Annotated in this window: 19 protein-coding genes; 17 read left to right on the forward strand and 2 right to left on the reverse strand. The window is 66.2% G+C overall.

What is annotated here, in order from left to right:
• Positions 1-123: 123 nt before the first annotated feature.
• Positions 124-2,070: a BCCT family transporter gene (locus tag N5D48_RS01335; protein WP_279880366.1), complete on the reverse strand. Its 1,947-nt coding sequence runs from the start codon at positions 2,068-2,070 to the stop codon at positions 124-126.
• A gap of 536 nt (positions 2,071-2,606) precedes the next feature.
• Between N5D48_RS01335 and betI the strand changes: the two genes are divergently transcribed.
• From betI to trxC, 7 genes are all read left to right on the forward strand, one after another.
• Positions 2,607-3,263 (forward strand): transcriptional regulator BetI, encoded by a 657-nt coding sequence (gene betI, locus N5D48_RS01340; protein ID WP_279808280.1) that lies wholly within the window; start codon positions 2,607-2,609, stop codon positions 3,261-3,263.
• Positions 3,264-3,301: 38 nt separating this feature from the next.
• Positions 3,302-4,774: a betaine-aldehyde dehydrogenase gene (gene betB, locus N5D48_RS01345; RefSeq protein ID WP_279880263.1), complete on the forward strand. Its 1,473-nt coding sequence runs from the start codon at positions 3,302-3,304 to the stop codon at positions 4,772-4,774.
• A gap of 147 nt (positions 4,775-4,921) precedes the next feature.
• Positions 4,922-6,613 carry a choline dehydrogenase gene (betA, locus tag N5D48_RS01350; RefSeq protein WP_279880266.1) on the forward strand — a complete coding sequence of 564 codons (1,692 nt, stop codon included), beginning with the start codon at positions 4,922-4,924 and terminating at the stop codon, positions 6,611-6,613.
• 261 nt (positions 6,614-6,874) lie between these two features.
• Positions 6,875-8,617 (forward strand): potassium/proton antiporter, encoded by a 1,743-nt coding sequence (locus tag N5D48_RS01355; RefSeq protein WP_279880269.1) that lies wholly within the window; start codon positions 6,875-6,877, stop codon positions 8,615-8,617.
• Between the two features lie 35 nt (positions 8,618-8,652).
• On the forward strand, positions 8,653-11,958 hold the full coding sequence (mscK, locus tag N5D48_RS01360; RefSeq protein ID WP_279880272.1) for a mechanosensitive channel MscK: 3,306 nt from the start codon (positions 8,653-8,655) through the stop codon (positions 11,956-11,958).
• Positions 11,959-12,120: 162 nt separating this feature from the next.
• Positions 12,121-13,581 (forward strand): protein adenylyltransferase SelO, encoded by a 1,461-nt coding sequence (gene selO / locus N5D48_RS01365; RefSeq protein WP_279880275.1) that lies wholly within the window; start codon positions 12,121-12,123, stop codon positions 13,579-13,581.
• Positions 13,582-13,640: 59 nt separating this feature from the next.
• Positions 13,641-14,075 (forward strand): thioredoxin TrxC, encoded by a 435-nt coding sequence (trxC, locus tag N5D48_RS01370; protein WP_279880278.1) that lies wholly within the window; start codon positions 13,641-13,643, stop codon positions 14,073-14,075.
• 345 nt (positions 14,076-14,420) lie between these two features.
• Here trxC and N5D48_RS01375 read toward each other — a convergent pair whose 3' ends face one another.
• Entirely contained in the window at positions 14,421-15,194 is a 774-nt protein-coding gene (locus N5D48_RS01375) for a ParA family protein (protein WP_028688427.1), read from the reverse strand.
• A gap of 325 nt (positions 15,195-15,519) precedes the next feature.
• On the opposite strand from N5D48_RS01375, the gene N5D48_RS01380 reads away from it, so the two are divergent.
• The 10 genes from N5D48_RS01380 to N5D48_RS01425 are packed head-to-tail and all read left to right on the forward strand — an operon-like array spanning position 15,520 to position 23,358.
• A complete protein-coding gene (locus tag N5D48_RS01380) occupies positions 15,520-16,236 on the forward strand; it encodes a beta-ketoacyl synthase chain length factor (protein ID WP_279880283.1) in 717 nt (238 codons plus the stop codon).
• Positions 16,212-17,030: a lysophospholipid acyltransferase family protein gene (locus N5D48_RS01385; RefSeq protein ID WP_279880286.1), complete on the forward strand. Its 819-nt coding sequence runs from the start codon at positions 16,212-16,214 to the stop codon at positions 17,028-17,030. The genes N5D48_RS01380 and N5D48_RS01385 overlap by 25 nt, the downstream gene beginning before the upstream one ends.
• On the forward strand, positions 16,999-17,271 hold the full coding sequence (locus tag N5D48_RS01390) for a phosphopantetheine-binding protein (protein ID WP_279880289.1): 273 nt from the start codon (positions 16,999-17,001) through the stop codon (positions 17,269-17,271). The genes N5D48_RS01385 and N5D48_RS01390 overlap by 32 nt, the downstream gene beginning before the upstream one ends.
• Before the next feature lie 9 nt (positions 17,272-17,280).
• Positions 17,281-17,535, forward strand: coding sequence for an acyl carrier protein (locus N5D48_RS01395; RefSeq protein ID WP_279880292.1), 255 nt, complete (start codon positions 17,281-17,283; stop codon positions 17,533-17,535).
• On the forward strand, positions 17,532-18,077 hold the full coding sequence (locus N5D48_RS01400) for a hypothetical protein (protein WP_279880295.1): 546 nt from the start codon (positions 17,532-17,534) through the stop codon (positions 18,075-18,077). The genes N5D48_RS01395 and N5D48_RS01400 overlap by 4 nt, the downstream gene beginning before the upstream one ends.
• On the forward strand, positions 18,074-19,753 hold the full coding sequence (locus tag N5D48_RS01405) for an AMP-binding protein (protein ID WP_279880297.1): 1,680 nt from the start codon (positions 18,074-18,076) through the stop codon (positions 19,751-19,753). Before N5D48_RS01400 ends, N5D48_RS01405 begins: the two co-directional genes overlap by 4 nt.
• Positions 19,746-20,480: a glycosyltransferase family 2 protein gene (locus tag N5D48_RS01410; protein WP_279880299.1), complete on the forward strand. Its 735-nt coding sequence runs from the start codon at positions 19,746-19,748 to the stop codon at positions 20,478-20,480. Before N5D48_RS01405 ends, N5D48_RS01410 begins: the two co-directional genes overlap by 8 nt.
• Entirely contained in the window at positions 20,477-21,415 is a 939-nt protein-coding gene (locus N5D48_RS01415) for a glycosyl transferase (RefSeq protein WP_279880302.1), read from the forward strand. The genes N5D48_RS01410 and N5D48_RS01415 overlap by 4 nt, the downstream gene beginning before the upstream one ends.
• Positions 21,396-22,940: an aromatic amino acid ammonia-lyase gene (locus tag N5D48_RS01420; RefSeq protein WP_279880305.1), complete on the forward strand. Its 1,545-nt coding sequence runs from the start codon at positions 21,396-21,398 to the stop codon at positions 22,938-22,940. The genes N5D48_RS01415 and N5D48_RS01420 overlap by 20 nt, the downstream gene beginning before the upstream one ends.
• Complete coding sequence (locus N5D48_RS01425; RefSeq protein WP_279880307.1) at positions 22,933-23,358, forward strand: acyl-CoA thioesterase; 426 nt, start codon at positions 22,933-22,935, stop codon at positions 23,356-23,358. Before N5D48_RS01420 ends, N5D48_RS01425 begins: the two co-directional genes overlap by 8 nt.
• The last annotated feature ends 24 nt before the right edge of the window (positions 23,359-23,382 follow it).

The following is a 23,382-nucleotide window of genomic DNA, read 5'->3' on the forward strand; positions in this document are numbered from 1 at the left end:
GATTCGGAGGACCACGCTAAGCCACGGCCAGCACAGCCAGGCGCTACTCTTGCAACACCATCGCCCACAACGACGAAGGGCCCGACGCTTGCGCGCCGGGCCCCTCGCTCATATCAGCCGTGATCAGCTGTACACACGCCCCAGCAGCTGGCGGTGGCTTTCGAACTGATCGAGCACGTCACGCACGATCTGCTCGCGGGTGAAGCCCATCAGGTCGTATTCCTGGCTGCCATCGTGCAGGTACACCTCGGCACGGTAGAAGCGCTGGCGCACTTCCGGCTCGCCTTCGACCGGCGCCTCGCTCGGCGCGGCCAGGTAGCCGTCCAGGCTGGCTTCGTAGACGAACGGGTTGCCCTCTTCCATCATCACCCGCAGGCCCATCATGTTGCGCGACTGGCCGACGCGGGTCTCGACCTCGAAGCCCAGGGTACGCAGCTGCTCGGCGGCCTCTTTCAGCGCCGGGCTGACCTGCTTGTCCATGAAGCGCTGGACCACGGCCTGGGTCGGTTGCAGCTCCAGCTGGCTCAGGCGCTCGCTGAAGCCACGACGACCACGGGCGGCCAGTTCGGCGCGCTCGCTCTCGACCGCGACGTCTTGCTTCATGGCTTTCATCAGGCCGAACATGAACAGCACCAGGACCACCGAGAACGGCAGGCCGGCCAGTACCACCATGGTCTGCATGGCTTCGAAGTTACCGGCGAACAGCAGGCCGATGGTGACCAGGGTGATGACCACCGACCAGAACACCACCATCCAGTGCGGGGCATCCTCGTCGACCTTGCCGCCTTTGCACGACAGGTTGGCCATCATCACCGCGCCGGAGTCGGCCGGGGTCAGGAACAGCACGAAGCCGACGAACACCGCCACACCGATGACGATCTTGGCGGCCGGGAAGAATTCCAGCAGCTGGTAGATCGACATCGACGGCTGTTCGAGCGCGGTCTTGCCCAACTCCACGGCGCCCTGGTTGATCACCAGGTCCAGCGCAGTGTTGCCGAAGATCGACAGCCAGGCCAGGGTGAAGCCCAGCGGGATCAGCAACACGCCGCTGACCAGCTGGCGCACGGTACGGCCCTTGGAGATACGGGCGATGAACATGCCGACGAACGGGCCCCAGGAGATCCACCAGGCCCAGTAGAACACGGTCCACAGGCCCAGCCAGCGCTCGGACTTGTCGCTGTCGCCTTCATAGACGTAGAGGTCGAAGGTCTTGAGCACGACACCGTTGAGGTAGTCGCCGACGTTCTGCACGAAGCCATTGAGCAGGTGCAGGGTGTTGCCGGCCAGCAGCACGAAGATCAGCAGGCCGCTGAACAGCAGGATGTTCAGGTTGGACAGGCGGCGGATGCCGTTCTCCACGCCGGACACGGCCGCCACGGTGGCCACGCCGGCCATGACCAGGATCACCACCAGCAGGTTGGTCTTGCTGTGATCCATGCCGAACAGGTATTCCAGACCGGACGCCACCTGCATCGAGCCGATGCCGAGGTTGGTCACCAGGCCCAGCAGGGTGACGAACATGCCGAAGATGTCCACGGCATGGCCGGCGCCGCCCTTGACCCAACGCTCACCGACCAGCGGGTACAGCGCCGAGCGCAGTGCCAGCGGCTGGTTGTGACGGTAGGCGAAGTAACCCACGGCAAGACCCACCAGGGCGTAGATCGCCCAGCCGTGCAGGCCCCAGTGCAGGAAGGTCAGCTGCAGGCCCTGGCGCGCGGCCTCGAGGCTGGCAGGCGTGCCTTCCGGCGGGTTGAAGTAATGGTCCAGCGGCTCGGAGGCGCCGAAGTACAACAGCGAGATACCGATGCCCGAGGAGAACAGCATGCCGGCCCAGGCGCCGTAGCTGAAATCGGGGGTGTCGTCCTTGCCGCCAAGCTTGAGCTTGCCGAAGTCGGAGAAGGCCAGGTAGACGACGAACAGCAGGTAACCGCAGATGACCAGCATGTAATACCAGCCGAAGGTACGGGTCAGCCATTTCTGGGCGACGCCCAGCACCTGGCCGGCGGTTTCGGGGACAGCGATCAGCAAGGCAGTCAGAACGAGGATCATCATCGCCGAGGTGAAGAACACCACGCGATTGACCCGTACCCGCTCGGCGGGAGGCTTTGTCAGGGAGGCAGAACTCATTGCACGAATGCTCCGGGCAGTGCGGCAGTGGAGGCTATACAGTTATTTCCCGCGCAATTGGTGCAATAGCCCTACTGCGCAAGGTGTTATAAAAGGCACCTGGAAACCGTGATCCCGAATCGAAACGCTGCAAAAAAAACAGACCGGCCGCCTGTCGCCTTGCCACGCACTCAGCAGAAGGTGCGCGCATTCGCCACAGACCACCTGGCCCGCTCCAAGGGCCGCCCGCGCAGTCCATGACCGCTCGGCAGAATCTGTCCTTTGCATCGCTCATGCCCGTCAACGCCTTGTATTCCGGGGGTTACACGATTTCCTGGGGTGTCGATTCGTGCCCTCTTGACCGCCTGAAAAACTGTCAATGGCACAAATTGTCGCAGAGCTTATTCTTTATTGATTGAACGTTCAATCAAAACAAAATAGACTGGCCTTCGCCGAGGCAGCCGCTCGTCGTCTGTCCGCAGGCCTGAGGAGATAGCAAGATGCCCAAGGTCGGTATGCAACCCATCCGCCGCCAGCAGTTGATCGAAGCCACGTTGCAGGCGGTCGATCAGGTCGGACTGGGAGATGCCAGCATTGCGCTGATTGCCCGTTTGGCCGGCGTGTCGAACGGCATCATCAGTCACTACTTTCAGGACAAGAACGGCCTGATCGCAGCGACGATGCGCTACATCATGAACATGCTCAACGAGGGTGTGATCGCGCGTCGTCAGGCACTCACGGACGACAGCCCGCGTGCCCACCTGAAGGTGATCATCGAAGGCAACTTCGATGCGAGCCAGGTGAATGGCCCGGCAATGAAAACCTGGCTGGCCTTCTGGGCCTCCAGCATGCACCAGCCGTCTTTGCACAGGTTGCAGCGGATCAACGATCACCGCCTGTATTCCAACCTGTGCTGCCAGTTCCGCCGCGTCCTGCCGCTCTACCATGCGCGCAAGGCCGCCCGCGGGCTGGCGGCCCTGATCGACGGCCTGTGGCTGCGTGGCGCCCTGTCGGGAGATGCATTCGACACCGACCAGGCGATACGAATTGCTTACGAATACATGGATCTACAACTGGCTAAACAGCAGTCCCTGGGCACAACCGACCAGGCCTCTGAACAGCCGCGCGCAGCGACCAGCCAATCGGCAGGAGCGTGACGCGGCAGCCAACCACACACTGCACTTGCGAGGACACTATGGCCCGTTTCGGAACGCAAAAACTCTACATTGATGGCGCTTACGTCGACGCTGGCAGCGACGCCACCTTCGAAGCCATCAACCCGGCCACCGGCGAAGTCCTCGCCCACGTGCAGCGCGCCACCCAGGCTGACGTCGAGAAGGCTGTCGAGAGCGCCGAGCGCGGCCAGAAAATCTGGGCCGCGATGACCGCCATGCAGCGTTCGCGCATCCTGCGCCGCGCAGTCGACATCCTGCGCGAGCGCAACGACGAGCTGGCCATGCTGGAAACCCTGGACACCGGCAAGTCCTACTCCGAAACCCGTTACGTCGACATCGTCACCGGCGCCGACGTGCTGGAATACTACGCAGGCCTGGTACCGGCCATCGAAGGCGAGCAGATCCCGCTGCGCGAATCGTCCTTCGTCTACACCCGCCGCGAGCCGCTGGGCGTGACCGTCGGTATCGGCGCCTGGAACTACCCGATCCAGATCGCCCTGTGGAAATCCGCCCCGGCCCTGGCCGCTGGCAACGCGATGATCTTCAAGCCGTCGGAAGTCACCTCGCTGACCACCCTGAAACTGGCCGAGATCTTCACCGAAGCTGGCCTGCCGAACGGCGTGTTCAACGTCCTGACCGGCAGCGGCCGCGAAGTCGGCACCTGGCTGACCGAGCACCCGCGCATCGAGAAAGTCTCCTTCACCGGCGGCACCACCACCGGCAAGAAAGTCATGGCCAGCGCCTCCAGCTCCTCGCTCAAGGAAGTGACCATGGAACTGGGCGGCAAGTCGCCGCTGATCATCTGCGACGACGCCGACCTGGACAAGGCCGCCGACATCGCCATGATGGCCAACTTCTACAGCTCCGGTCAGGTCTGCACCAACGGCACCCGCGTGTTCATCCCTGCTGCGATGAAAGCCGCCTTCGAAGCCAAGATCGCCGAGCGCGTCGCCCGCATCCGTGCCGGCAACCCGGAAGACGAGAACACCAACTTCGGCCCGCTGGTCAGCTTCCAGCACATGGAAAGCGTGCTGTCGTACATCGCCAAGGGTAAAGAAGAAGGCGCCCGTGTGCTGTGCGGCGGTGAGCGCCTGCTGGACGGCGACTTCGCCAAGGGCGCGTTCGTGGCCCCGACCGTGTTCACCGACTGCAGCGACGACATGACCATCGTCAAGGAAGAGATCTTCGGCCCAGTGATGAGCATCCTCAGCTACGAGAGCGAGGAAGAAGTCATCCGCCGCGCCAACGACACCGAATACGGTCTGGCCGCTGGCGTGTGCACCAACGACATCAGCCGCGCCCACCGCATCATCCACAAGCTCGAAGCCGGTATCTGCTGGATCAACGCCTGGGGCGAGTCGCCGGCCGAAATGCCGGTTGGCGGCTACAAGCAGTCGGGCGTCGGCCGTGAGAACGGTGTCAGCTCGCTGGCTCAATACACTCGCATCAAGTCGGTCCAGGTCGAGCTGGGCGGCTACAACTCGGTCTTCTAAGGCCAGTTGCAAGCCCCAAGCTTCAAGCTGCAAGAAAGAGCCGGTCGGCGTCATGCCACCGGCCCTTGCAGGCCTCATCCATTCGCGAGCTTCGCACGACTGCTTTTTCTTGCAGCTTGAAGCTTGCCGCTCAAATGGGAGTAACCCATGGAATACGATTACATCATCGTCGGTGCCGGCTCGGCCGGTAACACCCTGGCCACCCGCCTGACCGAAGACGCCAGCGTCTCCGTGCTGCTGCTGGAAGCCGGTGGCCCCGACTACCGCTTCGACTTCCGCACCCAGATGCCGGCCGCACTGGCCTTCCCACTGCAAGGCCGCCGCTACAACTGGGCCTACGAGACCGACCCGGAGCCGTTCATGGACGGCCGCCGCATGGAATGTGGTCGCGGCAAGGGCCTGGGTGGCTCGTCGCTGATCAACGGCATGTGCTACATCCGTGGCAACGCCATGGACTTCGACGGCTGGGCGGAACTGCCAGGCCTCGAGGACTGGACCTACCTGGACTGCCTGCCGTACTTCCGCAAAGCGGAAACCCGCGACATCGGCCCGAACGACTACCACGGCGGCGAAGGCCCGGTCAGCGTGGCCACGCCGAAAGCCGGCAACAACCCGCTGTTCCACGCCATGGTCGAAGCCGGCGTGCAGGCCGGTTACCCGCGCACCGAAGACCTCAACGGCTACCAGCAGGAAGGCTTCGGCCCGATGGACCGTTCGGTGACCAAGAAAGGCCGTCGCTCCAGCACCGCCCGCGGCTACCTGGACCAGGCCAAGAAGCGCCCGAACCTGACCATCGTCACCCATGCCCTGAGCGACCGCGTGCTGTTCGACGGCAAGCGCGCCGTTGGCGTGACCTACCTGGTAGGTGACAGCGAAGAGCGCGTCGAAGCTCGCGCGCGCAAGGAAGTCATCGTTTCCTCCGGCGCCATCGCCTCGCCGCAGCTGCTGCAGCGCTCCGGCGTCGGCCCACGCGCCCTGCTGGAAAGCCTCGACATCCCAGTGGTCCACGACCTGCCGGGCGTCGGCGAGAACCTGCAGGACCACCTGGAACTGTACCTGCAGTACGCCTGCACCCAGCCGGTTTCGCTGTACCCGTCGCTGCTGTGGTGGAACCAGCCGGCCATCGGTGCCGAGTGGCTGTTCAACGGCACCGGCATCGGCGCCAGCAACCAGTTCGAGGCCGGAGGTTTCATCCGTACCCGTCCTGAGTTCAAATGGCCGAACATCCAGTACCACTTCCTGCCGGTGGCCATTAACTACAACGGCTCCAACGGTGTGAAAGAACACGGTTTCCAGGCGCACATGGGCTCCATGCGCTCGCCGGCCCGTGGTCGCATCCAGGCCAAGTCGAAGAACCCACGCCAGCACCCGAGCATCCTGTTCAACTACATGTCCACCGAGCAGGACTGGCAGGAATTCCGCGACGGCATCCGCCTGACCCGCGAAATCATGGCCCAGCCGGCGCTGGACCCGTACCGTGGTCGCGAGATCAGCCCGGGCGCCCACGTGCAAACCGATGAAGAGCTGGACAAGTTCATCCGCGAGCACGCCGAAACCGCCTTCCACCCATCCTGCTCGTGCAAGATGGGCACCGACGACATGGCGGTGGTCGACGGCGAAGGTCGCGTGCACGGCATGCAGGGCCTGCGAGTGGTCGATGCGTCGATCATGCCGCTGATCATCACCGGCAACCTCAACGCCACCACGATCATGATCGCCGAGAAGATCTCGGACAAGATCCGTGGCCGCAAGCCGCTGCCACGCAGCACCGCCAAGTACTACGTGGCGGGCGATGCACCGGTGAAGAGCAAGCCTATGCGTGAAGTGAAGCAGGCGTAAGCCTGCACCGGCCTCTTCGCGGGCAAGCCCGCTTCCACAGGGATATCACTGGCCTCAAGGACAGTGCGGTACCTGTGGGAGCGGGCTTGCCAGCGAAAGGGCCCTCACAGGCAAACAAGAAAAAGGCACCTCGCGAGGTGCCTTTTTTCATCTGCAGAAACGCTTTACAGCCTGCCAATTCATCAGGTTAGAATCGATTGGCACGCGACCTGCTAGTTCATGCGCCAGGTCCTTTTCCCGTGATGTCCCGGAGTACCGCCTTTGGATGCGAGCACCATCAACAGCCTGTTCCTGATCGGCGCTCTGCTGGTCGGGGCCAGTATCCTGGTCAGCTCGCTGTCGTCGCGTCTCGGCATCCCCATCCTGGTCATCATTCTCGCCGTCGGCATGCTCGCCGGGGTCGATGGTGGCGGCATCATCTTCAACAACTACCCGACCGCCTACCTGGTGGGCAACCTGGCGCTCGCCGTAATCCTGCTCGACGGTGGCCTGCGCACGCGGGTGGCGAGTTTCCGCGTGGCGCTGTGGCCGGCGCTATCGCTGGCCACCGTCGGCGTACTGATCACCACCGGCCTGACCGGCATGGTCGCCGCCTGGCTGTTCGACCTGAGCCTGATCCAGGGCCTGCTGATCGGCGCCATCGTCGGTTCCACCGATGCCGCGGCGGTGTTCTCGCTGCTCGGCGGCAAGGGCCTGAACGAGCGGGTCACCGCTACCCTGGAAATCGAGTCGGGCAGCAACGACCCGATGGCGGTGTTTCTCACCGTCACCCTGATCGACATGATCGCCAGTGGCCAGACCGGCCTGCACTGGAGCCTGCTCACTCACCTGCTGCGCGAGTTCGGCATCGGCGGGCTGATGGGCCTGGGCGGTGGCTGGCTGATGCTGCAACTGGTCAACCGCATCAACCTGGCCAGCGGCCTGTATCCGATCCTGGTGGTGGCCGGCGGCCTGGCGGTGTTCTCGCTGACCAACGCCCTGCATGGCAGTGGCTTCCTCGCCGTCTACCTGTGCGGCCTGGTGCTGGGCAACCGGCCGATCCGCAGCCGCCACGGCATCCTGCACATGCTCGACGGCATGGCCTGGCTGGCGCAGATCGGCATGTTCCTGGTGCTGGGCCTGCTGGTCACACCCCACGACCTGCTGCCCATCGCCCTGCCCGCCCTGGGCCTGGCGCTGTGGATGATCCTGGTCGCCCGCCCGCTGTCGGTGGTCGCGGCGCTGCTGCCATTCAAGGCTTTCCATGGTCGCGAGAAGGGCTTCATCAGCTGGGTCGGCCTGCGCGGCGCGGTGCCGATCATCCTGGCGGTGTTCCCGCTGATGGCGGGGCTGCCGCAGGCCCAGCTGTTCTTCAACCTGGCCTTCTTCATCGTGCTGGTGTCGCTGCTGGTGCAAGGCACCAGCCTGCCGTGGATGGCCAAGCTGCTGAAAGTCACCGTGCCGCCGGACCCGGCGCCGATTTCCCGCTCCGCGCTCGAGGTGCATGTCACCAGCGAGTGGGAGCTGTTCGTCTACCGCCTGGGCGCCGAGAAATGGTGCATCGGCGCCGCCCTGCGCGAGCTGAAGATGCCCGAAGGCACGCGCATCGCCGCGCTGTTTCGCAACGAGCAACTGCTGCACCCGTCGGGCAGCACCGTGCTGGAAGTCGGCGACATGCTCTGCGTGATCGGCCACGAACATAACCTGCCGGCCCTGGGCAAGCTGTTCAGCCAGGCGCCGGAGCGTGGCCTGGACCTGCGCTTCTTCGGCGACTTCGTGCTCGAAGGCGACGCCGAGCTGGGCGCGGTGGCCGCGCTTTATGGCCTGAAACTCGACGGTCTGGACGCGAAAATGCCGCTGGCGCAGTTCATCCGACAGAAGGTCGGAGGCGCTCCAGTAGTAGGCGACCAGATCGAATGGCACAGCACGATCTGGACCGTCGCGGTCATGGACGGGAACAAGATCCAGAAAGTGGGCGTCAGATTCCCCGAAGGTACCCGACCCGGACCCGGGTTGTTCCTCTAAACTCCGATTTGCCTCGTTACCCAAGAACTCTGCCTATGTCCCTGCGTGACCACTGCCGCGCAGCCCTGCTGGGGCTGTGCCTGACCCTCTCGTTCGCCGCCGCCGCGGTGGAAGTCCCGACCACCCCGGGCATCCAGAGCAGCCTGAGCAAGATCACCGAGCGCAAGCTGCCCGAAGCCGAGCAGAAAGCCGTGCAACAGGTGCTGGAGCAGACCCTGGCACTGCTCGCCGCCCGCGACGACAGCGAGAAGAAGCTCGAGGCGCTCAAGCAGCAGCTGGCCAGCGCGCCCCAGGAGATCCGCGACAGCCAGCGCGAGCTGATCAAGCTCAAGGCCACCCTCAGCGTGCCAGTGGCGCAGCGCTACGTCAGCCTCAGCGTGCCCCAGCTCGAACAGATGCTCAGCGAGCGCAGCACCCAGCAGGGCGAGCTGCAGAAGGCGCTGTCCGAAGCCAACAGCCTGGTCATCAACTCGCAGACCCGCCCCGAGCGCGCCCAGGCCGAGATCAGCAACAACCAGAACCGCATCCAGCAGATCAACAACAGCCTCAAGAGCGGCAAGGACGGCGGCAAGACGCTCAACGCCGACCAGCGCAACCAGCTCAACGCCGAACTGGCCTCGCTCAATGCCCTCACCCTGCTGCGCCGCCAGGAACTGGCCGGCAACAGTGTGCTGCAAGACCTGGGCAATGCCCGCCATGACCTGCTGATCGAGCGCGCCGCGCGCCTGGAGCAGGAAATCCAGGACCTGCAGACGCTGATCAACGAAAAGCGTCTGGCCCAGTCGCAGCAGACCGTCACCCAGCAGTCGCTCGAGGCGCAGAAGGCCGGTGGCAGCAACCTGCTGGCCACCGAGAGCACCGCCAACCTGCAGCTCTCCGACTACCTGCTGCGCAGCACCGACCGCCTCAACGAGGTGACCCAGCAGAACCTGCGCACCAAGCAGCAGCTCGATACCCTCACCCAGGCCGACCAGGCCCTAGACGAGCAGATCAACGTGCTCAAGGGCAGCCTGCTGCTGTCCAAGATCCTCTACAAGCAGAAGCAGGCGCTGCCGCACCTGAAGGTCGACCGCGACCTGGCCGACCAGATCGCCGATATCCGCCTGTACCAGTTCGAGGTCAACCAGCAGCGCGAGCAGATGAGCAGCCCGTCCAGCTATGTCGACAAGCTGCTGGCCAACCAGCCCCAGGAGGACGTCACCCCACAGCTGCGCAAGGCCCTGCTGGAAGTGGCGATCACCCGCAGCGACCTGCTCGAGCGGCTGAACCGCGAGCTGTCGGCGCTGCTCAACGAGTGCATCACCCTGCAGCTGAACCAGAAGCAGCTGCTGAGCACCGCCCAGAACCTGCGCACCACCCTGGAAGAGCAGATGTTCTGGATCCCCAGCAACAAGCCGCTGGACTGGCAATGGCTGCGCGAGGTGCCCGAGCGCCTGACCTACCAGGTGGCCAGCCTGCCGTGGGGCGCCGGCATCAAGGAACTCGCAGATGGCCTGGTGCAGCAGCCGTTGCTGTTCCTGCCACTGATCCTGGTGATCGGCGCCCTGCTGTGGCGGCGCAAGGCGCTGTACCGGCGCCTGGGCAAGGTCCACCAGGACATCGGCCACTTCAAGCGCGACAGCCAGTGGCACACGCCCCAGGCGATCCTGATCAACATCCTGCTGGCCCTGCCGGTGGCCCTGGCCCTGACCCTGGGCAGCTATGCCCTGCAGCTCGACGCCCGCGGACAGAACGCCAACCTCGGCGCCGCCTTGTGGCAGATCGCCCAGGCCTGGCTGGTGTTCTACACCGCCTACCGCATCCTCGCCCCGGGCGGCGTGGCCGAGATCCATTTCCGTTGGCACAAGCCCCAGGTCGAGTTCCTGCGCGGCTGGGTGCGCCGGCTCGGTACCGTGGTACTGGCCCTGGTCGGCGTGGTGGCGGTGGCCGAGCATCAGCCGTCGGCCCTGGCCGACGACGTGCTGGGCATCGGCGTGGTGCTGACCTGCTATGCGCTGATGGCCTGGTTGCTCAGCCGCCTGCTGCTGAGCAGCCCGGCGCACCAGGACACCTCGCTATTCCGCAAGGCCGTCGGAGTGGCCTTCACCGCCCTGCCCATCGCCCTGTTCGTGGCGGTGTGCTTCGGCTACTACTACACCGCCCTCAAGCTCACCGACCGACTGATCTACACCCTCTACCTGCTGTTGTTCTGGCTGGTGATCGAGGCCGCGTTCGTTCGTGGCCTGTCGGTGGCGGCGCGGCGCCTGGCCTACCAGCGCGCCCTGAGCAAGCGCCAGGCGGCCAAGGAGGGGCTCGACGGCGAAGTGGTGGTCGAGGAGCCGACCCTGGACATCGAGCAGGTCAACCAGCAGTCCCTGCGCCTGATCCGCCTGGCCCTGCTCGGCGGCTTCATCGGTGGGCTGTACTGGGTGTGGGCGGACCTGATCACGGTGTTCTCCTACCTCAACAACATCACCCTCTACGAGTACAGCAGCGGCACGGGCGCTGCGGCCAGCATGGTACCGATCAGCCTCGGCGACCTGCTCGGCGCCATGGTCATCGCCGGCATCGCCGTGGCCCTGGCCAGCAACCTGCCAGGCCTGCTCGAAGTACTGGTGCTGTCGCGCCTGAACCTGGCCCAGGGCAGCGCCTATGCGATCACCACGCTGCTGTCCTATGTGATCGCCGGCGTCGGCATCGTCAGCACCCTGGCCACCCTCGGGGTCAGCTGGGACAAGCTGCAATGGCTGGTGGCGGCGCTGTCGCTGGGCCTGGGCTTCGGCATGCAGGAGATCTTCGCCAACTTCATCTCCGGCATCATGATCCTGTTCGAGCGTCCGGTGCGCATCGGCGACACCATCACCATCGGCAACCTGTCCGGCACGGTGAGCAAGATCCGCATCCGCGCCACCACCATCACCGACTTCGATCGCAAGGACATCATCGTCCCCAACAAGACCTTCATCACCGGACAGTTGATCAACTGGTCGCTGACCGACACGGTCACCCGGGTGACGCTCAAGCTGGGCATCGACTACGGCTCGGACCTGGACCTGGTCCGCGACCTGCTGCTCAAGGGCGCGCACGAGAACCCACGGGTGCTCAAGGATCCCGAGCCGCTGGTGTACTTCCTCAACTTCGGCGAGAGCTCGCTGGACCATGAGCTGCGCATGCACGTACGCGACCTGGGTGACCGCAACCCGACGCTGGACGAGATGAACCGCTATATCAACCGCGAGTTCAAGGCGCACGACATCAAGATCTCGGTGCGCCAGGTAGAGGTGTTCCTGATGGATACCAAAGGCGGCAAGCAGCAGTTGATCCCGATGGAACGCAAGCCGGACAGCACGCCCCCCGTCTGAGTGGACGTCAAAGGGGTAACCGCCCAGAATGCCGGCGAGGGCTTCGCCCTCGTTCGCGGGTAAACCCGCTCCCACAGAGCAAGCGCGATCCCTGTGGGAGCGGGTTTACCCGCGAAGGGCCGCACAGCGGCCCCAATGGCATCGAATCCAGGAGCAGGCCCCGTGAAGTCCCTCGACCAACTCACCTTCGACAACCGCTTCGCCCAACTCGGCGACGCATTTTCCACCCAGGTCCTGCCCGACCCCATTGCCGACCCACGCCTGGTCGTCGCCAGCGAAGCGGCCATGGCCCTGCTCGACCTCGATCCGGCCCAGGCCGACCTGCCGGTGTTCGCCGAGCTGTTCAGCGGCGCCAAGCTGTGGGAAGAGGCCGACCCACGGGCCATGGTCTACTCCGGCCACCAGTTCGGCTCCTACAACCCGCGCCTGGGCGATGGCCGTGGCCTGCTGCTGGGCGAAGTGCTCAACGATACCGGTGAGCACTGGGACCTGCACCTCAAGGGCGCCGGCCAGACCCCCTACTCGCGCATGGGCGATGGCCGCGCCGTGCTGCGCTCGTCGATCCGCGAGTTCCTCGCCTCCGAAGCCCTGCACGCCCTGGGCATCCCCAGCAGCCGCGCGCTGTGCGTGATCGGTTCGAGCACCCCGGTATGGCGCGAAACCCGCGAAAGCGCCGCCATGCTCCTGCGCCTGGCCCAGAGCCACGTGCGCTTCGGCCACTTCGAATACTTCTACTACACGAAACAGCCGGAACAGCAGCGGGAGCTGATCGACCATGTACTGGAGCAGCACTACCCCGAGTGCCGCGACGCCGAACAACCCTACCTGGCCATGTTCCGCAGCATCGTCGAGCGCAACGCCGAGCTGATCGCCCGCTGGCAGGCCTATGGCTTCTGCCATGGGGTGATGAACACCGACAACATGTCGATTCTCGGCATCACCTTCGACTTCGGTCCCTACGCCTTCCTCGACGACTTCGACGCCAACTTCATCTGCAACCACTCCGACGACCGGGGACGCTACAGCTACGCCAACCAGGTGCCGATCGCCCACTGGAACCTCAGCGCCCTGGCCCAGGCGCTGACCACGGTGATCGAGGTCGAGCCGCTGAAGGAGGCGCTGGGGCTGTTCCTGCCCCTGTACCAGGCGCACTACCTGGACCTGATGCGCCGCCGCCTGGGCCTGACCACGGCCGAGGACGACGATATGGCGCTGGTCGAGCGCCTGCTGCAGTGCATGCAGCGCGGCGGCGTGGACTACACCCTGTTCTTCCGTCGCCTGGGCGAGCAACCCGTGGCCCAGGCCCTGCAGGTGATACGCGACGAATTCATCGACCTGGCCGGCTTCGACGCCTGGAGCGCCGAGTACCTGGCACGCTGCGAGCGCGAGCCAGGCAATGCCGAAGGGCGTCGTGAGCGCATGCATGCGGTCAATCCGCTGTACGTGCTGCGCAACTACCTGGCGCAGAAGGCCATCGAAGCCGCCGAGGGCGGCGACTACAGTGAAGTGCGGCGGCTGCATCAGGTGCTGGGCAGGCCGTTCGAGGAACAACCTGGGATGCAGGCGTATGCCGAGCGACCACCGGAGTGGGGCAAGCACCTGGAGATCAGCTGTTCATCATGACCATCCCCTTCTGCGGGAGAGGGCACCGCCTCTCCCACGATGCCCTCTAGGAGAGCTACATGGCTGACCCACTCGTAATCCCCTGCCCCCATTGCAATGGTCTCAACCGCCTGCCCGCCGAGCGCCTGGGCGACAGCCCCAAATGTGGCCGCTGCAAGCAGGACGTGCTGCTCTCTCAGCCCTTCGAACTGAATGAGGGTGCCTACGCCGCCCAGATCAAGGGCGACCTGCCGCTGCTGCTGGATGTCTGGGCCGACTGGTGCGGCCCGTGCAAGAGCTTCGCCCCGGTATTCGAGCAGGCCGCCCGTCAGCTCAGCGGCCGTTGCCGCCTGGCCAAGCTCGACAGCGAGGCCAACCGCAACCTCGCCGGGCAGCTGGGCATCCGCTCGATTCCCAGCCTGATCCTGTTCAGGAATGGCCGTGAAGTGGCGCGCCAGGCTGGGGCGTTTCCGTTGCAGTCGTTGCTGGAATGGTTGCGTGGGCAAGGGGTTTGAGGGGGCGCGTCAGGGCTGACAGGTGCTAGGCGAAAGTTTTGCAGCGCCTAGCAGATCGAGCGCCGCCCGCGCGGCGCATCGCGACGCAAGGCCGCTCCTACATCTGTTTCGGGCCAGTCAATCCTGTGCCATTACCGGGTCCGCCTTGTGGGTACGACGCGGTTTCAGTGTGGGCACCACTGGCGCCTCACCTGTCTCAAGACATGCGCCAAGGCGGGCAACCATGGCCTGACATGTTCGGCACGTTGCAACAAATGTAGGAGCGGCCTTGCGTCGCGATGCGCCGCGCGGGCGGCGCTCGATCTCATGGGCGCTGCAAAACTTTCGCCGAACCCCTGCAAGCCCTCACGCACTACGCTCCAGCAAATCATGCAACTCAACGAACTGCTGGGTCAGCTTGTGCCGTGGCTCCAGGTGGATCAGCGGCAGGCTGGCATGGTGGGATTCACGCATCTTCACCGAACTGCCCAGGTACACCGGCAGCACCGGCAGGCCCTCGGCCAGCAGCTCGTCGAGCATCTGCTGCGGCAGGCTGGCGCGTGACTGGAACTGGTTGACCACGATGCCTTCGACCACCAGCTCGTCGTTGTGATCCTCCTTGAGCTCGTCGATCTCGGCCAGCAGGCCGTACAGGGCCTGGCGCGAGAAGCTGTCGCAATCAAAGGGAATAAGCACGCGATCGGCGGCGATCAGCGCTGAAACCGCATAGAAGTTCAGCGCCGGTGGCGTATCGATGTAGATCCGCTCGTAATCTTCGTCCAGCTCGTCGAGCAGTTTGCGCAGCTTGTTGATCTTGTGCTTGGCCTCGAGCTTGGGCTGCAGGTCGGCCAGCTCCGGGGTGGCGGTGACCACATGGAGGTTGTCGAAGGGGGTTTCGTAGATATCGACCTTGTTCTTCTTGGCGAACGGCCCGCTGGACAGCGACTGCTTGAAGAAGTCGGCGATGCCCATGGGGATGTCGTCGCCGGTCAGCCCGGTCAGGTACTGAGTGGAGTTGGCCTGGGCATCCAGGTCGATCAGCAGGGTCCGATAGCCTTCACTGGCGCTGACCGCCGCGAGATTGCAGGCAATGCTCGACTTGCCCACGCCACCTTTCTGATTGAACACCACGCGCCGCATGTCAGACCTCCGTGTATCAACGAATGCCCGAGTATGTGGCGACCAGGCGTCAATGGCCAGCGTTCTTCGCTCAAGTTGTGGCGATTGCATCCGACACTGTATAGCCAACCGATTGTCGGAAATCACACATATGGATAGCCAGACATGGTGCACATGCGTGCGGCGATTGTCTGATTGCCACCATGCGGATTGATACGCACCCCGGTCACCGGGATAATGCCCGCCACTCGCCCATGCGCTCCCCTGCAAGGCTGGTGGCCAGGGATCATTCCCACGGCAAGGAAATCCTTCAGGGCACACAGCAGACGCGAACGTCATATTCATCATGATCAGCTTCGATATCAGCCAATGGCGCGCCTGGGCCCCCGGCCTGCAAACCTCCGCCCAGTGGCAGGCATGGGCCCACGGCGAGTTGCAGCCGCATCAGGACGGGGCCGCTCCCGATGTCTCGTTCCTGCCCGCCATGCAACGCCGTCGCCTCAGCCACCTGGCGCGCATGGCCTTCGCCGTGGGCTGGCCGCTGGCCGAAGGGCACGAGCGGTTGCCGTTGGTGTTCGTCTCCCGTCACGGCGAGACCCCGCGCACCTTCTCGATCCTCAGCGAGCTGGCCGCCGCGCAACCACTGTCGCCCACCCAGTTCAGCCTGTCGGTGCACAACGCGGTGATCGGCCAGTGGTCGATCCTGCGCGGCTCGACCTGCGAGATGACCGCCCTGGCCGCGGCCGGCGATGGTTTCGAGCATGGCCTGCTCGAAGCGGCGACACTGCTGGGCGAAGGCGCCCCGGCGGTGCTTCTGGTGGTGGCCGAGGAGCTGCCTCCGCAAGCCTACAGCCCCTGGATCGACGACGTGCCCTTCGCCTATGCCCTGGGCCTGCTGCTGACCCCGGGCATGCAATGGCAACTGACCCCTGGCCAGGCGGCCACCTCCGCCACGGCGCCCCTGCCCCACGCCCTGAGCTGGCTGCAGGCCTCGCTGAGCGGCCGAGATTCCTTCACCCACACATGGAAGCGCCGAGCATGGAACTGGCAACGCCAACCGTGAGCCGCACGCGAGACGCCTATTACTGGCGACTGCTGGCGACCGCCGCGAGCTTCGTGCTGTTCGGCCTGGGCGGCCTGGCCCTGCGCGTGCTGGTGTTTCCCCTGCTCGCCTGCTTGCCCGGCGGCGCCGAACGCCACCGCCAGCGCGCCCGCCACACCATCGGCTGGCTGTTCTGGCGCTTCGTGCGCTTCATGCACGCCGTCGGCGTGCTCACCTATCGGATCGAAGGCGCCGAGCGCCTGGGGCGTCCCGGGCAGATGATCATCGCCAATCACCCCTCGCTGATCGACGTGGTGTTTCTCATCGGCCTCGTGCGCCAGGCCAACTGCGTGGTCAAGCAGAGCCTGTTCGACAACCCGTTCACCCGCGGCCCGGTGAGCGAGGCCCAGTACATCGGCAACGACGGCAGCATGGACATGCTCGATGCCGCGGTGGCCTCGCTGCAGCAGGGCCAGCCGCTGATCATCTTCCCCGAAGGCACGCGCACCGCGCCCGGCCAGCCCCCCACCTTTCATCGCGGGGCCGCCGCCATCGCCCTGCGCGGTGCGAAGATCATCACCCCGGTGACCATCCAGGTCAGCCCCACCACCCTGACCAAGCATGAGCCCTGGTACCGCATTCCCGCCCGCCGCGTGCATTTCACCCTGCGGGTCGGCGCCGACATCGACCCCCAGGCCTTCGCGGCACAGGGGCCGGCGCCCCAGGCCTCGCGCAAACTCAACGACCACCTGCACCAGCACTACATCAAGGAGCTCGCCGCCAATGAGCGCGCCACAACAAGACCTCAACCGTGATCTCAAGCAGCTGATCATCGACGCCCTGGGGCTCGAGGACATCGGCGTGGAGGACATCGCCGACGACCAGACCCTGTTCGGCGAAGGCCTGGGCCTGGACTCGGTCGACGCTCTCGAACTCGGCCTGGCGATCCAGAAACGCTACGGCATCAAGATCGACGCCGACGCCAAGGACACCCGCAACCATTTCAGCAACGTGGCCGCCCTGGCCGCGTTCGTCACTGCCCGCAAGGCCGCCTGAGACCGCACCATGCAAACCCGCGAAGACATTTTCAACATCCTGCGCGACGCCCTGGTCGAGCTGTTCGAACTGGAGCCGGCGAGCATCAGCCTGCAGTCCAACCTCTACCAGGACCTGGAAATCGACAGCATCGACGCGGTCGACCTGATCGACCACATCAAGCGCCAGACCGGCAAGAAGATCGCCGCCGATGACTTCAAGTCGGTGCGCACCGTCAATGACGTGGTCGAAGCCGTGTACCGCCTGGTCAATCCCGCGGCATGAAGGGCCTGATCGGCCTCGGCCTGCTGCTGGCCGGGGTGCTGTACCCCTTCGCGGTGCATTTCGGCATGGGCCACTTCGCCCCTTGGCAGTTCGCCCTGCTGCTCGGCGCGCTGTGGCTGGCCCGCGCCCTGAGCGCGCCGCGCCGCCCTGGCAGCCTGTGGATGGCCGTGGCCGCCCTGGCCTTCTGCGCCCTGCTGGGGCTGTCCGACAGCCCGCAGCTGCTGCGCTGGTATCCGGTGCTGATCAGCGCGTTCATGCTCGCCCTGTTCGGCGCCACCCTGCTGCGCGGCATGCCCATGGCCGAACGCCTGGCCCGCCTGCGCGATTCTGAGCTACCGCCCAAGGCCGTGCGCTACACGCGCCGGGTCACCCAGGCGTGGAGCCTGTTCTTCCTGCTCAACGGCCTGATCGCCGCCGGCCTCACCCTGTGGGCGCCGTTGAGCTGGTGGACCCTGTACAACGGCCTGATCGCCTATGTCGCGATGGGCCTGCTGTTCGCCATCGAATGGCTGATACGACAACGTGTGCGAGGACGCCCATGAGCTGGATCAACCTCGAACACCTGCTGCGCCCGCTGGATGCGCCGCGCCAGGTGACCCAGGCACCCGAGCTGGACCACGCCCAGCTGTGCCAGCAGGCCCTGCGCCTGGCCGGCGGCCTGCGCCAGCGCGGCGTGACGCGCCTGGCCATCTACCTGGAGGATGCCGCGCAACTGGCCATCGCCCTGCTCGGCGCCTGGCGCGCCGGGGCCGAGGTGCTGCTGCCGAGCGACCTGCAGCCAGGCACCCGTGAACGCTGGGGCGGCCAGGTCGACCTGTGGCTCAGCGAGCAGCCCGGTGACACCGCCCTGGAGGCCCTGCTGGCCGAACCGCTGCCTGCCGCCGACCTCGACCTGGCGCAGTGCCGCGTCAGCCTGTGCACCTCCGGCTCCAGCGGCGAGCCCAAGCGCATCGACAAGCAGCTGCGCCAGCTGGCCAACGAGGTGAACGCCCTCGAACGCCTGTGGGGCAGCGCCCTGGGCGATGCCTGGATCATTGGCAGCGTCGCCACCCAGCATATCTACGGCCTGCTGTTCCGCGTGCTCTGGCCGCTGTGCGCCGGGCGCGGTTTCGAGCGCCGCCAACTGCCCTTCCCCGAGGACCTGCAACGCGCCAGCCGTGAGCACCCGGTATTCGCCTGGGTGGCCAGCCCGGCGCTGCTCAAGCGCATGGGCGACAACCTCGACTGGCCGGCCCTGCAACCCGTGCGCAAGGTATTCTCCTCCGGCGGCGAACTGCCCGCCGACGCCGCCGAGCGCCTGCACCAGCGCCTTGGCCAGTGGCCCACGGAAATCCTCGGCAGCTCGGAGACCGGGGGCATCGCCTGGCGCCAGGGCGAAGCGCTGTGGCAGCCGTTCGCCGACGTCCGCCTGAGCCTGGACGCACACGGCGCCCTGCGCATCGCCTCGCCCTACCTGCCCGACGGCCATGTCGAGCAGAGCGCCGATGCCGCCGAATTGACCGAGGATGGGCGCTTGCGCCTGCTCGGTCGCCTCGATCGCATCGTCAAGCTGGAGGAAAAACGCGTGTCCCTGCCCATGCTGGAGCACGCCCTGGGTGCTCACGCCTGGGTCGGCGAAGCGCGCCTGGGCATGATCGAGGAAGGCCGCGCCTACCTCGGGGCCGTGCTGGTGCTCTCGCCGAGCGGCCTGCATGCCCTGCGCAACCAGGGACGCCGGGCGCTGGTGCAGGGCCTGCGCGCGCACATGGCCGAACACTGCGAAGCCCTGGCCCTGCCGAGGCGCTGGCGGCTGGTGCGACAAATGCCGCTCAACGCCCAGGGCAAACTGCCCCAGGCCACCCTCCAGGCGCTGCTGCTCGCCCCGCGCAACCTGGCACCGGAGGTGCTGGAGCTGCGGCGCGAACAGGACGAGACGCATCTGCGCCTGGCCGTGCCGGTGGACCTGGCCTGCTTCACCGGCCACTTCCCGCGCACGCCCGTGTTGCCAGGCGTGGTGCAGGTCGACTGGGCCATCGCCCTGGCTGGCGAGCGGCTTGGCATCCAGGGCCGTTTCGCCGGCATGGAAGTGCTCAAGTTCCAGCAGCTGGTGCGCCCCGGCGACGAGCTGACCCTGACCCTGCGCTTCGACCGCGAGCGCGGCAAGCTGTACTTCGCCTACACCTGCGCCGGGCAGCCCTGCTCCAGTGGTCGAATCCTGCTGGAGGTGGCGAGTGCATAAGCCCTGCGCCGTGATCCCGGTGTACAACCACGAACAGGCGCTGCCCGCCGTGGTCGCCGACCTGCGCCGTGCCGGCCTGCCCTGCGTGCTGGTCGACGACGCCAGCCACCCGGCCTGCGCCCTGGTACTGGGGCAGCTGGCGGCACAGGCCGATGTGCATCTGGTCACCCTCGCGGTCAACCAGGGCAAGGGCGGCGCGGTCATGGCCGGGCTGCGCGAAGCCGCGCGCCTGGGCTTCAGCCATGCCCTGCAGGTGGATGCCGATGGCCAGCACGACCTGGCCGACGTCAGCCGCTTCCTGGAACAATCGCAGGCGTCCCCGCAGGCGCTGGTGTGCGGCTATCCGCAGTACGACGCCAGCGTGCCCAAGGGCCGCCTGTATGCACGCTACCTGACCCACGTCTGGGTCTGGATCAACAGCCTGTCGCTGCGCATCCCCGACTCCATGTGCGGCTTCCGGGTCTATCCATTGCCCGCGACCCTGGCGCTGATCGACAGCGTCGCCCTCGGTCGGCGCATGGATTTCGATCCGGAAATCCTCGTGCGCCTGGCCTGGCGCAACCAGCCGATGCACTGGCTGCCGACCCGGGTCCACTACCCGCAGGACGGCCTGTCGCACTTTCGCCTGTTCCACGACAACGCGCTGATCTCCAAGATGCACGCCAAGCTGTTCTTCGGCATGCTCCTGCGCGCGCCGCTGATCCTCTGGCGCAGGTGGCGCGCATGAGCCAGCAGCCCAGGCACTGGGCCGAGCACCAGGAGCGCGGCAGCTTCTGGCTGATGAAGCTGACCGCCACCCTGGTGCGCCTGCTCGGCCGACGCCTGCTCAGCCCGCTGATCCATGCCATCGTCGCCTATTTCTTCCTGTTCGGTCGCCGCGCCCGGCGCAGTGCCTGGCAGTACCAGCAGCGGCTCGCCCAGTGGAATGGCGGACAGACGCCGATGCCTGGCCAGTGGCGGGTGTTCCGCCAGTTCATGGCCTTTGCCGAGGCGCTGCTGGACAAGCTCGACGTGTGGAACGGCAAGCTGCGCCTGGAAGACATCGAGATCGACGACCCGGCGCAACTGCGCCAGCAGCTGCGCGGCGCGCGCGGCCAGATGCTGGTGGGCGCGCACCTGGGCAACCTCGAGGTGTGTCGCGCCCTGGCCGAGCTCGGCGAGCAGGTAACCATGAACGTGCTGGTGCACACCCGCCACGCCGAGCGCTTCAATCGCCTGCTGGGCGAGGCAGGGGCGAGCAACCTGCGCCTGATCCAGGTCAGCGAGCTGGACCCGGCGGTCATGCTGCAGCTGTCCGAGCGCCTGGAGCGCGGCGAGTGGCTGGCCATCGCCGGCGACCGCGTGCCCCTGCACGGCGCGCGCACGGTCGAGGTGGACTTCCTCGGCCACCCGGCCGCCTTCCCGCAAGGCCCGTGGCTGCTGGCCGGCATGCTCGAATGCCCGCTCAACCTGCTGTTCTGCCTCAAGCACCAGGGTCGCTACCGGGTCACCCTCGAGCCCTTCGCCGAGCGCGTGCAGTGGCGGCGCGGCCAGCGCGACCAGGTGATCGCCGAGTGGGCGGCGCGCTATGCCCAGCGCCTGGGCCACTACTGCAGCCAGGCGCCCTTGCAGTGGTTCAATTTCTACCCTTTCTGGAAGACCGATGACGATGCATCCGCATGAGCCTGTAACGTTCGGCGAGTCGCCGCTCGCGATCGAAGACGTCCTCGCCCTGGCCGAGCGCCGGGCCTCGGCACGGCTGGACGGCGACACCGCCTACCGCGAGCGCATCGAACGCGGCGCGCGCTTCCTCGACACCCTGCTCGACAAGGAAGGGGTGATCTACGGCGTGACCACCGGCTACGGCGACTCCTGCGTGGTCGCCGTGCCGCTGGAGCACGTCGAGGCCCTGCCGCGCCACCTCTACACCTTCCATGGCTGCGGCCTGGGCAAGCTGCTCGACGCCGCCGCCACCCGCGCCGTGCTCGCCGCCCGCCTGCGCTCGCTGAGCCACGGCGTGTCGGGGGTGCGCCTGGTGCTGCTGGAGCGCCTGCAGCAGTTCCTCGAACACGACATCCTGCCGCTGATCCCCGAGGAAGGCTCGGTGGGCGCCAGCGGCGACCTGACGCCGCTGTCGTACGTGGCCGCCACGCTGTCCGGCGAGCGCGAGGTGATGTACCGCGGCGAGCGGCGCGGCAGCGCTGACGTACACCGCGAACTGGGCTGGCAACCGCTGGTGCTGCGGCCCAAGGAGGCCCTGGCGCTGATGAACGGTACCGCGGTGATGACCGGCCTGGCCTGCCTGGCCTACGCCCGCGCCGACTACCTGCTCAAGCTGGCGACGCGCATCACCGCGCTCAACGTCATCGCCCTGCAGGGCAACCCGGAGCATTTCGACGAGCGCCTGTTCGCCGCCAAGCCACACCCCGGCCAGACCCAGGTCGCCGCCTGGCTGCGCCAGGACCTGGCCATCGACGCCCCGCTGCCGCCCCTGCACCGCCTGCAGGACCGCTACTCGCTGCGCTGCGCGCCCCATGTGCTGGGCGTGCTGGCCGACAGCCTGGGCTGGCTGCGCGGCTTCATCGAGACCGAACTGAACAGCGCCAACGACAACCCGATCATCGACGGCGACGCCGAGCGCGTGCTGCACGGCGGGCACTTCTACGGCGGACACATCGCCTTCGCCATGGACAGCCTGAAGACCTTGGTGGCCAACGTCGCCGACCTGCTCGATCGCCAGCTCGCGCTGCTGGTGGACGTGCGCTACAACCACGGCCTGCCGAGCAACCTGTCCGGCGCCGCCCCCGAGCGTGCCATGCTCAACCACGGCTTCAAGGCCGTGCAGATCGGCGCCAGCGCCTGGACCGCCGAGGCGCTCAAGCAGACCATGCCAGCCAGCGTGTTCTCCCGCTCCACCGAGTGCCACAACCAGGACAAGGTCAGCATGGGCACCATCGCCGCCCGCGATGCCCTGCGCGTGCTGGAGCTGACCGAACAGGTCGCCGCCGCTACCTTGCTGGCCGCCAACCAGGGTGTCTGGCTGCGCCAGCGCCTGGCCGACGCGCACGCCCTGCCACCGGCCCTGGCGCAGATGCATACGGCCTTGCTGGAGGATTTCGCGCCGGTCACCGAGGACCGCGCCCTGGAACACGACCTGCGCCTGTGCCTGGCACGCATCGGCCAGCGCCACTGGAGGCTGCATGCGTAACCCCGGGGTGTTCCACGTCGACAGCGAGATCGTCGTCCCGTTCTTCGACGTCGACAGCATGCACATCGTCTGGCACGGCCACTACGTCAAGTACCTGGAAGTCGCCCGCTGCGCGCTGCTCGACCGCCTGGAGCACGACTACCGGCGGATGCAGGCCAGCGGCTACGCGTGGCCGGTGATCGACCTGCAGCTGCGCTACATCCGCGGCGCCACCTTTGGCCAGCGCCTGACCGTGCGCGCCAGCCTGGTGGAGTGGGAGAATCGTCTGAAGATCCACTACCTGATCAGCGACGCCACCACCGGTGAACGCATGACCCGCGCCAGCACCGTGCAGGTGGCGGTGCATATCGAAAGCGGAGAGATGCAGCTGGCCTCGCCCCAGGCGATGCTAGATGCCGTCGCCAAGGTGCTGCCATGAGCCGCGGTCTCTGCGTTGGCATTG

The organism is Pseudomonas sp. GD03858 (genome assembly GCF_029840925.1).
In the GTDB taxonomy this organism is placed as follows: domain Bacteria; phylum Pseudomonadota; class Gammaproteobacteria; order Pseudomonadales; family Pseudomonadaceae; genus Aquipseudomonas.

Coding starts and splice junctions, on each gene's coding strand:
- betI (WP_279808280.1), top strand. CDS start 2,607: ATGCCCAAGGTCGGTATGCAACCCATCCGCCGCCAGCAGTTGATCGAA.
- betB (WP_279880263.1), top strand. CDS start 3,302: ATGGCCCGTTTCGGAACGCAAAAACTCTACATTGATGGCGCTTACGTC.
- betA (WP_279880266.1), top strand. CDS start 4,922: ATGGAATACGATTACATCATCGTCGGTGCCGGCTCGGCCGGTAACACC.
- mscK (WP_279880272.1), top strand. CDS start 8,653: ATGTCCCTGCGTGACCACTGCCGCGCAGCCCTGCTGGGGCTGTGCCTG.
- trxC (WP_279880278.1), top strand. CDS start 13,641: ATGGCTGACCCACTCGTAATCCCCTGCCCCCATTGCAATGGTCTCAAC.
- N5D48_RS01375 (WP_028688427.1), bottom strand. CDS start 15,194: ATGCGGCGCGTGGTGTTCAATCAGAAAGGTGGCGTGGGCAAGTCGAGC.
- N5D48_RS01380 (WP_279880283.1), top strand. CDS start 15,520: ATGATCAGCTTCGATATCAGCCAATGGCGCGCCTGGGCCCCCGGCCTG.
- N5D48_RS01385 (WP_279880286.1), top strand. CDS start 16,212: ATGGAACTGGCAACGCCAACCGTGAGCCGCACGCGAGACGCCTATTAC.
- N5D48_RS01390 (WP_279880289.1), top strand. CDS start 16,999: ATGAGCGCGCCACAACAAGACCTCAACCGTGATCTCAAGCAGCTGATC.
- N5D48_RS01395 (WP_279880292.1), top strand. CDS start 17,281: ATGCAAACCCGCGAAGACATTTTCAACATCCTGCGCGACGCCCTGGTC.
- N5D48_RS01400 (WP_279880295.1), top strand. CDS start 17,532: ATGAAGGGCCTGATCGGCCTCGGCCTGCTGCTGGCCGGGGTGCTGTAC.
- N5D48_RS01405 (WP_279880297.1), top strand. CDS start 18,074: ATGAGCTGGATCAACCTCGAACACCTGCTGCGCCCGCTGGATGCGCCG.
- N5D48_RS01415 (WP_279880302.1), top strand. CDS start 20,477: ATGAGCCAGCAGCCCAGGCACTGGGCCGAGCACCAGGAGCGCGGCAGC.
- N5D48_RS01420 (WP_279880305.1), top strand. CDS start 21,396: ATGACGATGCATCCGCATGAGCCTGTAACGTTCGGCGAGTCGCCGCTC.
- N5D48_RS01425 (WP_279880307.1), top strand. CDS start 22,933: ATGCGTAACCCCGGGGTGTTCCACGTCGACAGCGAGATCGTCGTCCCG.